Below are 12,300 nucleotides of genomic sequence, written 5' to 3'. Positions count from 1 at the left end.
CGGAAGCGCGGCGAACAGCACCACGGAGGCACGCACGACAGGCGAAGGACGACGCGTATCCGAGGAGAGCCGACATGCTCAGCAGGGACTGCGAAACATCCGCCCTCGACAAGGTTCTCGGCGGCGCGACCGCCGGGATGGGCACCAGCCTGTTACTGGAAGGGGGCATCGGCACGGGCAAGTCGTCCTTGCTGCGCGGCGCCATGCGCACCGCGCGCTCCCGCGACTTCGGCGTCGTCGCCGTACGCGGCAGGAAGGAGGAGCGCGGCATCCCGTACGCGGTGGCGCACCAGGCCCGTGACCAGCTCCTCCAGCAGCTCAAGCGCCCCTCCCCCGCCGACGCGGACGCCAACGCGACCCGCGGCGGCACCGGCAACGGCACCGGCACCGCGTGGAGCCGGGACGACGCACCCGAGACCATGGCGCGGGAGCTGTACGGGCTGCTGACCGAACTGACCTCCCGGCGCCCGGTGCTGATCGTCGTGGACGACGTGCAGTGGGTGGACACACCGTCCCTGTACTGGCTGGGACACGTCATGGCCCGCATCGAGGTGCTGCCCGTCGCACTCCTCGCCTCCCTGGCACGCGGAGTGCCCCCGGCCGAGGGCCGGCAGGCCGAGAACGAGAGCGCGGCCGTCGGTCTGACAAGTGGCTTCCACCAGCAACTGGTGCTGCGCGGGCTGAACGTGGACAGCGTCGGCTATCTGCTCGGCTCGCTGGCCGGCGGGCCCGTGCGGCCCGAACTCACCCGCGTCTGCCACGAGGTGACGGGCGGCAACCCGCTGTGGATGCACGCACTGCTGCGGGAGATCAGCCGCACCGGCACCGACCTGGCCCACATGGACCCCGAGCGCATCCGGGACATGGGCCCCGTGGAGGTCGCGGAGACACTGGCGGCACGCTTCGGGCTCCGGTTCCCCGGCGCGTGCCGGGTCTTCGGCAGTGTGGCGGTGATGGGCTCGGTCGCGGGCCCCTGCACGGTGGCCGAACTCGCGGGCATGACACCGGAGTCGACGGCCGACCTGCTGCACGCGCTGGTGCACGGCGGCGTGCTGCGCGAGTCCGACGGGACCGTCAGCTTCCGCCACCCGCTCGTGCGCACCTCGTTCCTCGCCGCGCTCTCCCCCAGCGAACAGTCGTCGCTGCACGCCAGGGCGGCCGAGATGCTGCACCGCTCCGCCGCGCCGAGCGAGGAGGTCGTCGCACACCTGGTGCGGGCCGACCCGATGGACGAGCCATGGGCGCGCGAACTGCTCGCCGACGCCGCCGACAGCCATGTACGCAGGGGCAGGCTGCGCGAGGCGGGCGCCTGTCTACGGCAGGCACTGGCGGTGTGCGAGGAAGAGGACGAGCCACGGCTGCTGCACCGGCTCGGCCATGTGGAACTGGTCACCGACCCGGCCGGGGCCGCCGACAAGTTCCGCCGGGTCCTCGAACTGGCGCCGCGCGGCGGCGACACCCGCGCGACGGCGCTCGTCGACTACGGCTGGGCCGAGGTGCTGAGCGGTCGCGCGTACGCCGGTCTGCGCACCGTCCAGGCCGAGGCGGCCGACCCCGGCGGCGCCGACGAGGAGGTACGGCTGGGCATCCGGGCGCTGTCCGGGCTGCTGGCCTCCCTCAACGGCGGCGTCGTCCCGCCCGCGCTCACCTCGCCACGCGCTGCCGAGGTGCGACGGCCCTGGGTGCGCCGCGTCGTCTCCGTCGCCGAGGCGCTGCACGCGCACTGGCGCGGCGAGGGGCGCGCCGAGGCCGTCGCCTTCGCCCGCCAGGGGCTGGCCGATCCGGGCGGCAGCGCCGCCGTCCTCCCCGTCGAGCGGCTGTCGCTGGCCACCGTCCTCTCCCGCGCGGGCGAGCACGCGGAGGCGCTGGCCGCGTGCCGCGCCGTGCTGGCCGAGGCACGCGCCTCGGGGCAGCGCGCCACCGCGGAGTCCGCGCGGCACGTGCTCGGGCACTGCGCCCTGCGCGCGGGGAGCGCCGACGAGGCGGAGCGGTCCCTGCTCCCGCCGCACCCCGAGGACACGGCCCCGGCACCGGCCTCCGCCGCCACCTCAGCACCCGCCCCTGCCTCCGGCGACTGGGAGGGCTCGGCGACGCACGGGCGCCTGTGGGCGGCCGACACCCTGCTGGAGCTGGGCGAGGACGAGGCGGCGCAGCGCACGGTGCTCGACGGCTTCGACGAGGAGAGCGTGCCCAAGACCCTCAGCCACAAGCTGCTCTTCCAGCGCGGACGGCTGCACCTGGCCGCCGGCCGCACCGAGGCGGGGCTCGCCGACCTGTGGGAGTGCGGACGGCTGCTGACCGCGCGCGGCTGGCTCAACCCGGCCGTGTGCGCCTGGCGTTCGGAGGCGGCGCTCGCCCATCTCGCGCTGGGGCAACGCGCGGAGGCGGAGCGGCTCGCGCGCGACGAGGTGAACCTCGCCCGCCGCTGGGGTGCCCCGCACGTGGTGGGCCGCGCGCTGCTGGCCGCGGCCCAGGTGGCGGGCGGCAGGCAGCGCACGGCGCTGCTGAACGAGGCGGTGGAACTGTTCCGGTCGGCCGGTACGGACTTCCAGGAGGCCCAGGCGCGCCGCGATCTGGGCAGCGATCTGCTGCGTGCGGGCAAGCGCAGGGAGGCCCGCCTCCAGTTGCGCACGGCCGCAGGGCTGGCCGAACGGTCCGGCGCCGCGCGACTCGTCGCCGAGCTGCGGCGCGATCTGGCGGACGCGGGCGCGAAGCCGCGACGGCACGCGGAGACCGGGCCCGAGTCACTGACCCAGGCCGAGCGGCGCACGGCGCTGCTCGCGGCCGAGGGGCTGACGAACCAGGAGATCGCGGACCGGCTCTACGTCACCCGGCGCACCGTCGAGATGCATCTGAGCCGCGTCTACCGGAAGTTGTGCATCACCGACCGCTCGGCACTGGCCGCCACCGTCGGCCATCCGTCGGCCGAGGGCGCCGCGTCACCGCCCTCCCCGGCGCGCGCGACGCGCGGTCGGCCGCGGCCCGCGGCATCCGACGGGACGGACGTGTCCGGCGGTGACCCGAACGTCGTGAGCCTCCTCGCCCGGACGGGCACCTGACGGCCCCTTCGCGGGGTGCGGATTGAAATGGGGGGGTTGGCCCGTTCGTCGGGGGTGTTGCGCGGGACGGTTGGCCGGTGTGGTGGGTGCCGTAGGGTCCCGCGCTGATTTTTGTGCCGCTACACGGGGGCGGTGGGCGTGTGGCGGGGCGCCGTGTTCGGGTGCGGGCCGGTGGCTTCGGCGCGGCGTGTGGACCGGTGCGTTGCGGCTTGCGCCGCGTGGTTCTTGGTTTGTGCCGGTGGCCGTGTGGGGTTGGTGTGTGGTGGGGGTCGGTGCCGTGCCGGGGTGTCTCCTCGGGCGGCGACAAGTGCGGGTCGGTTTTTCGGCTGCCTGCTGGTGGGGGTCGGTGCCGTGCCGGGGTGTCTCCTCGGGCGGCGACAAGTGCGGGTCGGCTTTTCGGCTGCCTGTACATACTCGTCGCCACCACTTGCGGGGACACCCCACCACGTCCCCTCCCACCCGGTGGCCACCTGCACCACCGTTGTGGGCAGGCGTTCCGCATGGCGAGGGGGCACCTCCCAGCGGTAGCTGGGGGAGGGTGGGCACAACCCACCCACCGACCCGCAGCACGCCAACGAAACCCCAAAGGGGCACCCCGGAACTGCGCACCCCCGACAGGGGGAGTTGCGCGGGACGGGTTGGCCCGTGGAGTGGGGACCGGAGGTCCCGCGCTGGGGTGTGGGCGTCAGCCGACCCGGAACCGGACAGCGGGCCACCGGCGGGACGGGGACGGGGTGGGGTGTCCCCGCAGGTCGAGAAAGTCACCGGCCGAAAGCCGTAAACGAAACCTTCACGCCGAGGAGACACCCCACCCCGGCACCGGACACCCAAGAACACGCGCCCACAACCACGGTCCGAGCCAAGAATCACGCGGCGCCAGCCGCAAAGCACCGCACCACACGCCGCGCCGAAGCCACCGGCCCGCACCTGAAAACCGCCGCACCCCGTGAAGCGGCACAAAGTTGTGGGCAATCGTCCCGCTGGCGAGGGGGCACCTCCCAGCGGTAGCTGGGGGAGGGTGGGCACAACCCGTGCCACCGGCCCGAGCATCGCCGACGAAACCCCAAGGGGCACCCACACCAGGCGCACCCCTACAAGAAACGCGCACCCCGTGTGGCCTTCACCCCGCACCCCGTGAAGGGGCGCACCACGGTGAAGGGGGAACCCTGCGTTTCCTTGCGTACCCCGCGAAGGGGCCCCGCGCAATAGCCGTTGTAAATATTGCCATGCTTGTTGTACTTTACCTGTGTCAGCTCAACCAGAGGACAAGGAAGCAGGACCCCCATGACCCGGATCGCCGTCATCGTCGGAAGCACCCGCCCCCAGCGCCGGACCCTGGTCGCCGCTCAGTGGGCCCTTGAGGCCGCCGGACGGCACAGCGCCGTCAAGAACGGCGAAGTGAGCGTCGAGCTCGTGGACGTGGCCGACTTCGGCCTCCCCCTGCTGGACGAGCAGTCCCCCGCAGCCTTCGGCGAGTACAGCAACGAGCACACCAAGCGCTGGGCGCAGGCCATCGGTTCCTTCGACGGCTTCATCTTCGTCACCCCGGAGTACAACCACTCCTACGCGGGTTCCCTGAAGAACGCCATCGACTACCTGCACGCGGAGTGGGGCCACAAGGCCGCCGGTTTCATCAGCCACGGCGTGCACGGCGGCACCCGCGCCGTCGAGCACCTGCGCGCCGTCATGGCGGAGCTGAAGGTCGCCACCGTCAGCAGCCAGGTGGCACTCAACGCCTTCACCGACTTCGCCATCACCGACCCCACCCTGCCGGGCGACATCACCCCCGGAGAGCACCAGGAGCCCACCCTCTTCGAGCTGCTGGACGACCTGATCCTCTGGTCCGGTGCGCTCAAGCAGGTCCGCGAGGCCCAGGCCGCCGCGAGCGCCTGACCCCTGGCTTCCCGGCGCACCACGAGGGCGTCGGCGGCCCAGCCCCCTTCACGGGGCGGGTTCGCCGGCGCCCTCGCGTGCGTGACGGGGCCGGGGACTTCTCCCCTGGCGCCGCCTCCGCCGCCGGGGACCGGGTTCGCGACCGGAACTACGCCTTCGTGTAGGAGCGGAAGCGGAACGGGAGGTCCTGGTAGCTGTTGTGCGTGGCGAGGGTTCTGCTGGCGCCCTCGCAGCGGGGCTTCTCGAACACGTGGTACGAGTAGCGGCGGCCGTTGACGACGGCGACGAAGCCGGGGTCGCCGGACGGGAAGCTGTAGCAGGTGCCGCCCGAGTCGCTTCCCGGGGCGTGGAAGTCGAAGCGGTCCGTGTGGCCCGCGCTGCGGTAGGCGCACAGGGCGTAGGAGCCGCACGCGGGTCCGTTGACGATCTCGGCGCCGAGTGTCGTCGTCTCGTAGTCGGTGAACGGGGCGTCGGGCGAGGACGATGGGCGCGGACCGTCGTCCTTGTCCGGCGGGCCGGGCCGCGCGGAGGACGACGGCTCGTGCGGCGCCTCCCGTACGGGCGCGGAAGCGGAAGCGGGCGCCTCCGCCACGGCGGGTTCCCGGGCCGCCGACGAGGCCGGGGAGGCGCTCGGCGTGGCCGACGCGCTCATGCGGCCCGGCGCCCCGGCCGCCGCACGCTCGCTGCCGGCACGGGCGCCGCCGGAGGACGGCCAGAAGTGGTAGGCGGCGGCCCCGCCCGCGACGAGGACCGCCGCGACGGCCGCGCCGAGGGCCGCGAACAGCGCCTTCGGGCGGGACCCGGGCCGAGGCGAGGGTGGGGGCGGCGGAGGCGGAGGCAGGGTCTCCTCGTGGATGGTCACCCCGTCCGTCGCGGCCGTCATGATCACGTACTTCGCTTCCCCGCCCGTAAAGCGGTTGTCGACACCAGGGGGATTCTCCCCGGCCCCGGAAGCCTTGCTTTCGTCCACGTGTTCCCGCTCCCCCGTCGTGCCCCGTCGCCGAATACCGGCCGGTCACGCTAACGCACCGGAAGACCGCCCGTTCCGGCCCGCATTTCTCCGGGTAACAGGCGGCCACCTGGCCCTTTTCCGGAATTCCGCAATGGCGTTCGACGGCGGGGAGGAGGAAATTGAACGGAGTTGAGCGGACGCGTACGGGCGGGTGTACGGCCGGGCGCCCGTCTCAGGAGCCGGGAGACGGGCGGCGGTAGCCGTGCAGGAACGCGCGGACCCCGGCCACGATCACCCCGTGCGCCGCACCCTCCGCTTCCACGATGTCCGCCGCGCCCACCGCACCCACCGCGCCCGCCCCGTCAGGACCCACGGAGGGCTCAGGGCGGTCGGGGAGGTCGGCCACCGTGGTCAGCAGCATCAGGTGGAACGCGGCGCCGGCGGGGTCGGGCACCCGCAACAGGCCGCGCTCGCCGAGCCGTTGGAGCCGCGCGCCCAGTTCGCGGCGGACCCGCAGCGGCCCGGCCTCGCGCCACGCCTCCAGCGCCTCGCGCGGGATGTGCCCCGCCTCGGCGCTGACCTGACGCACCAGCCCCCGGTGCGGGGCACACGCGGAGGTCTCGGGTCCCGCGAAGGCGCGGCAGAAGGCCACGAGGTCGGCCTCCAGATCGGTCACCTTGCTCAGATAGCGGTCGATGACGGCGATTTGCGCCTCGGCGGCACGTCGCGCGCTTTCCTGAATGACCGCCTGGAAAAGCGCCCGCTTGTCCCGGAAGTGGTTGTAGACGGTGCGCGTGGACACACCGGCTTCCGCCGAAATGGCGTCGATGCTCGCGCGGGTGTAGCCGTCCCGCGCGAACACGTTCTGCGCGCCGTCCAGAATCGCCCGGCGTTTGTCCGGCTGCCCGCTGTGCGCGGGAATTCCCCGCCCCGACGCCCCTCGCCCCGACGTCCCCCGTCCCGACGTCCCCGGTCCGGGCACCCCAGGTCTCTCGTTCGGCCTCGCGCGCCTGTCCATCGCCGCCCGTCCTCCCAGGTAAGGGAAACCCATCGTTTTACTTGCTGCCATACCTGTTGTACTTTACTGCTGACAGCATAGCCAGCAGTCGACGGAAGCAGGACCCCATGACCCGGATCGCCGTGATCGTCGGAAGCACCCGCCCCCAGCGCCGGACCCTGGTCGCCGCTCAGTGGGCCTTCGAGGCAGCGGGGAGGCACCCCGCCGTCAAGGACGGAGGCGTCACCCTCGAACTCCTGGACCTGGCCGACTTCAACCTCCCCGTGCTGGACGAAGCGGTGTCGGCCGCCTTCGGCCAGTACAGCCACGAGCACACCAAGCGCTGGTCGCGGGCCATCGACTCCTTCGACGGCTTCCTCTTCGTCACCCCGGAGTACAACCACTCCCTCCCCGGCTCCCTGAAGAACGCCCTCGACTACCTCTACGGCGAGTGGTTCCACAAGGCGGCCGGTTTTGTCAGCCACGGTGTGCACGGCGGCACCCGCGCCGTCGAGCATCTGCGCGCCGTCATGACGGAGTTGAAGGTCGCCACCGTCAGCAGCCAGGTCGCGCTCAACGCCTTCACCGACTTCGCCATCACCGACCCCACCCTCCCCGGTGAGATCACCCCCGGAGAGCACCAGGAGCCCACCCTCTTCGAGCTGCTGGACGACCTCATCGCCTGGTCGGCCGCGTTCAAGGGCGTACGTCAGCGGCTCGCCGAAGCCGAGACTGCCGGAGCCTGACCGCGCGGCAGGGCCCGCCGCCGGGCCCGCGAGCGCACGGCCCCGTCCGCCATCGCGGGGCGCCCCACTCCCCCGAATCCCAGTGGAGGTCAGCATGGCCACGTCCGGGCACACCGAGCGCCCCGAGCACACCGAGCCCACGGACGGCACGCCGGACAGCGCACCAGAAAGCGTGTCGGAAGGTGTGTCGGAAGGCGCGCTCAGGTACGACGCGTTCTACCGGGGCGAGTCACCCCTGCGCGAGATCGTCGGAGAGGCACTCACCCCCTGGGACATCGACGCGCCACAGCCCGAGGTGGTCGCGCTGGAGCGCTCCGGGCAGATCAAGGGCAGCGTGCTGGACGCCGGGTTCGGCACCGGGGACAACGCGTTCTTCCTGCACCGCGCGGGCTACCGCGTCACCGGCTTCGACGGTTCGCCGCACGCCGTGGCGCGGGCCGCCGAACGGGCCGCGGCCGAGGGCGCCGGCATCGAGTTCACCGTCGCCGACGCCACCGCGCTCAGCGGACCCGGCGACCCCCTCGCGGGGCGCGGCTTCGACACGGTGCTGGACAGCGCCCTGTACCACTGCCTCGACGCGGACCTGCGGCGCGGCTACGTCGAGGCACTGCACACCGTGTGCAGCGCCGGGGGCCGTCTGCACCTGCTGTGCTTCTCGGACGCGGCCGGGAAGCCCACCGACGCCGTCCACTACATCGACGAGGACGAACTGCGCGACGTCCTGAGCACGGACTCGGGATGGCGCATCACCACACTGCGCCGCACCCGCTACCTCACCGCGTTCACGCACACGCATGTGGAGCGCGGCGCCCGCGCGTTCGGCTACGACGCGCCCGACACATATCTGCGCTCGGAGTTCGACGGCGCCGACGAGCACGGGCGGCTCTACGCGCCCGCGTGGCTGGTGTCGGCCGAGCGCGTCTGAGCGCCCGCGAGGCTGCCGTACGCACCCGTACGGCAGCCTCGCCCCCGTGGGCGCCCGAACGGACACCGGAACGGAAGAGGCGGCCTGCCTCACCCCGTCACCCCGCGCCGAGCCGTTCGCGGCCGTGCGGCGCCTCCCAGTCGGACTCCATGGGGGCGACCTCGATGTGCCGTACGCCGTCCTCGCGGGAGAGCGGCGGGCTCATCCGATATGTGTCGAAGTCCGTGGTCTCCCGGAAGGCGGGCCGCTGGTACAGGTCCCGCGCGTACGCCCACAGGTGGGGGTAGCCGGGCAGCCCTTCCTCGGTGACACCGCCCACCGGGTTGTAGGCGAGGTCGAAGCGGGCGAGGGTCGGCCACAGCCGGATGTCGGCCTCGGTGATGCGGTCGCCGAACAGGAAGCGGCGCTCCGCGAGTCTGGCGTCGAGGGTGTCCAGGGCCGCGCACACCTTCCGCCGCCATGTCTCGTATGCGTCCTGCGTGGTGGCGCCGTCGACCTGGTAGACACCGTCGTTCACGTTCTCGTGGACGAACGCGTTCAGCTCGTCGATCTCCGCGCGCAGCGGCTCGGGGTAGAGCTGTGTCTCCGGGTCGCCCCACTCCTCGAAGGCGGTTCCCAGGTCGATGGTGATGCACCGGAAGTCGTTGCTGACGATGCGTCCGGTGGCCCGGTCCCACAGCACCGGGGTGGAGATGTGGCCCGGGTAGCCGGGCTCGGTCGCCTCGTACGCCTCCAGCAGCAGCGTGAAGCCGTTCACGGGGTCGGCTCCGCGCCGCTCGCGGAACGCCCAGCCCCGGCCGTCGCGTTCGTCGTCGACGTGCGAGAGCGAGACGACGTCCGTGAGCCCCCTGAGCTTACGCACCAGCGCGGTGCGGTGTGCCCAGGCGCAGCTCCACGCGATGTAGAGGTGGTAGCGGCCGGGTTCGGCGCGGAAGCCGCTGCTGCCGTCGGCCGTGACACGGTCCTGGAACGCGTAGCGTGGCCGCTTCCAGCCCGCCGACACGTCCACTCTGCCGGGTCCGTAGGGCCCGTAGGTGCCGAGGTCGACGGGACTCGCGTACACCGGTCCGCCGGGCTCGGCGGTCCGGGGCGAGGGGGAAGCGGGGGAAGAGGGGGTCATGAGGGCGCCTCCGAGGGGTCCGGGCCGCGGTGTCGTCCCGGGGGTGCCGCGTCGCGCGGCAACCGGGGTACGGCCGCGAGCAGTTCGCGGGTGTAGGTGTGCCGCGGTGCTCCGAAGACCTCGGCCGCTTCCCCGGTCTCCACGACGGCCCCGTCCTTGAGTACGGCGACCCGGTCGCTGACCTGGCGCACGACGCCGAGGTCGTGGGAGATGAACAGGTAGGCGACGCCGAGTTCCGCCTGGAGCCCGGCGAGCAGGTCGAGCACCTGGGCCTGGACGGTCACGTCGAGCGCGGAGACGGGCTCGTCGCAGACGATCACGCGCGGCTCCGTGGCCAGCGCGCGGGCGATGGCCACGCGCTGGCGCTGCCCGCCGGACAGGCGCAGCGGGCGCCGCTCCAGCAACGAGGCGTCGAGGCCGACCTGCCGCAGCAGCTCTCCCGCGCGCTCGCGGCGGCGCGCTCGCGGCACACCTCCGGCGCCCAGTGCCTCCTCCAGCACCCGCCACACGCTGAAGCGCGGGTCGAAGGAGCTGAGCGGGTCCTGGTAGACGACCTGGAGCCCGGGGCGTACGGCCCGGCGCTCGCTCGGGCTCAGCGCGGCCCAGGATCTGCCGCCGACGAGGACCTCGCCCTCGTCGGGGTCCGTCAGGCCGAGCACGAGCCGCGCGAGGGTGGTCTTGCCCGAGCCGGACTCGCCCACGAGGCCGAGGGTCTCGCCCTGGCGCAGCGCGAAGGAGACGTCCTTGACGACGCGGCGGTCCTTGTAGGACTTGACCAGGCCGCGCGCCTCGATGAGCGTTTCGCCCGCCGGGCCGCGCGCGCTCTCGGCGGGGCGCGCCTCCGGGCGGGCCTGCCGCACGTCCTCGCGCCGTGCCGCCGGGACGGCCGCCAGCAGTTCCCTGGTGTACGGGTGCGTCGGCGCTGTCAGCACCTGCGCGGTGGGGCCCTCCTCCACCATCGCGCCGTCCTTCATCACCATCACCCGGTCGGCGAGCTGCGCGACGACGGCCAGGTCGTGGCTGATGAGCAGCAGCGCCGTGCCCGCCTCCTTGCGCTCGGCCAGCAGCCGCAGGATCTGCGCCTGGACGGTGACGTCGAGCGCGGTGGTGGGCTCGTCGGCGATGAGCAGGGCCGGTTCGCAGGCGATGGCCGAGGCGATCAGGGCGCGCTGGCGCAGCCCTCCCGACAGCTCGTGCGGGTACTGCTTCGCCCGTACCTTCGGCTCGGGCATGCCGACGCTGCGCAGCAGCTCGACGGCACGTTCGTGTGCCCGCGCTCGCGGCATGGCGCGGTGCAGCCGCAGTGCCTCGGCGATCTCCTGGCCGACGCGGCGCAGCGGGTCGAGCGAGACCAGCGCGTCCTGGAGCACGAGGCCGATGCGGTTGCCGCGCACGGTGCGCCACTGGCGGTCGCCGTAGACGGTGGCGTCCTTGCCCTCGATGCGCAGGGACTCGGCGCTGACGTCGGCGTCGGGCCCGGTGAGTCCGATCAGGGTGCGGGCCGTGACGCTCTTGCCCGAGCCCGACTCGCCCACGATGGCCAGGCACTCGCCCGCGTGTACGGCGAGCGAGACACCGCGTACGGCCTCGGTGCCGCCGAACGCGACGGTGAGGCCGCGTACTTCGGCTATCGGGTGCGCCGGCTCCGCTGCCGGGTGTGCGGCGCCGGGTGCCGCACGCGTGGCGCCGTCTGCCGCGCGCGGGGTGTCGCCTGCCGGGTGCGCCGAGCGCGTCGAGTGTGCCGGGTGCGTCATGCGGCCCTCCCTTCCATGCGCCGCTGGAGCCAGCGGCCCGTCACCGTGATCGACAGGACGGTCAGCGTGATCGCGAGGCCTGGGAAGACGGCGACCCACCAGGCGATGCCGAAGTAATCACGGCCACCGGCGAGCATGGCGCCCCACTCGGGTGCCGGGGGCTGCGGCCCGAAGCCGAGGAAGCTCAGCGAGGAGGCGGCGACCAGCGCCGTGCCGACCTCGATGGTGGCGAGCACCAGCAGCGGCGCGAAGGCGTTGGGCAGGATGTGCCGGGCGATGACGTGTGCGTTGCCCAGGCCCAGTGACCTGGCCGCCTCCACGTATCCCGAGCGGCGGATCACCATGGTCTGCACGCGGATCAGCCGCGCGTAGACGGGGATGGTGTAGAGCGCGATGGCGTAGAGCGTGCCGACGGCGCCGGGGCCCGTGACGCTGAGGATCAGCAGCGCGAGCAGCAGGCTGGGCAGGGACAGCACGACGTCGACGAGGCGCATGACGATCTCGTCGGCGATCCGTCCGCCGAGCGCGGCGAGCAGCCCGAGCAGGGTGCCGCAGACGACGGCGAGCGCGGTGGCGCCGAGCCCGGTCAGCAGCGAGGGGCGTGCACCGTAGACGATGCGGGTGAAGATGTCGCGGCCGTTGGCGTCGGTGCCCAAGAGGTGTTCGGCGCCGGGCCCCTGGAGCGCGCTGAGCACCTCGGAGTCGGCGGGCGATCCTTCGGTGAGCAGGCCGGGGAAGAGCGCGGCGAGCACGATCAGCGCGAGGAAGAGCGTGGCGGCCCACAGCCCGGGGCGCAGCCGGGTGCGGGACGTCGTGGCGGAACGGGCGATCAGGGTCGTCGTCACCGGTCGCCG

At 73.1% G+C, this 12,300-nt stretch carries 9 protein-coding genes; 4 read left to right on the top strand and 5 right to left on the bottom strand.

Annotated features, from left to right (window positions below; translation table 11 throughout):
- The first annotated feature begins 74 nt into the window (after positions 1–74).
- Together ACYVOO_RS09935 and ACYVOO_RS09930 are read left to right on the top strand one after the other, a co-directional pair.
- The gene (locus tag ACYVOO_RS09935; RefSeq protein WP_461015264.1) at positions 75–3,059 is read left to right on the top strand and encodes an AAA family ATPase; all 2,985 of its coding nucleotides are present in this window, start codon (positions 75–77) and stop codon (positions 3,057–3,059) included.
- Positions 3,060–4,343: 1,284 nt separating this feature from the next.
- The gene (locus ACYVOO_RS09930; RefSeq protein ID WP_453346068.1) at positions 4,344–4,952 is read left to right on the top strand and encodes an NADPH-dependent FMN reductase; all 609 of its coding nucleotides are present in this window, start codon (positions 4,344–4,346) and stop codon (positions 4,950–4,952) included.
- A 148-nt stretch (positions 4,953–5,100) separates the two neighbouring features.
- On the opposite strand, the gene ACYVOO_RS09925 is transcribed toward ACYVOO_RS09930, so the two are convergent.
- Together ACYVOO_RS09925 and ACYVOO_RS09920 are read right to left on the bottom strand one after the other, a co-directional pair.
- A complete protein-coding gene (locus ACYVOO_RS09925) occupies positions 5,101–5,922 on the bottom strand; it encodes a hypothetical protein (protein ID WP_461015263.1) in 822 nt (273 codons plus the stop codon).
- A gap of 214 nt (positions 5,923–6,136) precedes the next feature.
- Positions 6,137–6,784 carry a TetR/AcrR family transcriptional regulator gene (locus tag ACYVOO_RS09920; RefSeq protein WP_461015288.1) on the bottom strand — a complete coding sequence of 216 codons (648 nt, stop codon included), beginning with the start codon at positions 6,782–6,784 and terminating at the stop codon, positions 6,137–6,139.
- A 245-nt stretch (positions 6,785–7,029) separates the two neighbouring features.
- Here ACYVOO_RS09920 and ACYVOO_RS09915 point away from each other — a divergent pair, with 245 nt between their 5' ends.
- Both ACYVOO_RS09915 and ACYVOO_RS09910 read left to right on the top strand, forming a co-directional pair.
- The gene (locus ACYVOO_RS09915; protein ID WP_461015262.1) at positions 7,030–7,647 is read left to right on the top strand and encodes an NADPH-dependent FMN reductase; all 618 of its coding nucleotides are present in this window, start codon (positions 7,030–7,032) and stop codon (positions 7,645–7,647) included.
- A gap of 94 nt (positions 7,648–7,741) precedes the next feature.
- Positions 7,742–8,572: a class I SAM-dependent methyltransferase gene (locus tag ACYVOO_RS09910; RefSeq protein WP_461015261.1), complete on the top strand. Its 831-nt coding sequence runs from the start codon at positions 7,742–7,744 to the stop codon at positions 8,570–8,572.
- Between the two features lie 97 nt (positions 8,573–8,669).
- Here the strand turns inward: ACYVOO_RS09910 and ACYVOO_RS09905 are convergent, their stop codons facing one another.
- Genes ACYVOO_RS09905 through ACYVOO_RS09895 form a run of 3 tightly spaced genes read right to left on the bottom strand, consistent with a single transcriptional unit; the run spans position 8,670 to position 12,291 of the window.
- Positions 8,670–9,692, bottom strand: a complete 1,023-nt coding sequence (locus tag ACYVOO_RS09905; RefSeq protein ID WP_461015260.1) for a glutathione S-transferase C-terminal domain-containing protein — start codon at positions 9,690–9,692, stop codon at positions 8,670–8,672.
- Positions 9,689–11,446 carry a dipeptide ABC transporter ATP-binding protein gene (locus ACYVOO_RS09900; protein WP_461015259.1) on the bottom strand — a complete coding sequence of 586 codons (1,758 nt, stop codon included), beginning with the start codon at positions 11,444–11,446 and terminating at the stop codon, positions 9,689–9,691. The genes ACYVOO_RS09905 and ACYVOO_RS09900 overlap by 4 nt, the downstream gene beginning before the upstream one ends.
- Positions 11,443–12,291, bottom strand: coding sequence for an ABC transporter permease (locus ACYVOO_RS09895; protein ID WP_461015258.1), 849 nt, complete (start codon positions 12,289–12,291; stop codon positions 11,443–11,445). Before ACYVOO_RS09895 ends, ACYVOO_RS09900 begins: the two co-directional genes overlap by 4 nt.
- Between the last annotated feature and the right edge of the window lie 9 nt (positions 12,292–12,300).

The sequence above is a fragment of the Streptomyces daliensis genome (genome assembly GCF_054782395.1).
The sequence above is the reverse complement of the archived record's forward strand: the minus strand, read 5'-3'. Positions and strand labels throughout refer to the sequence as shown.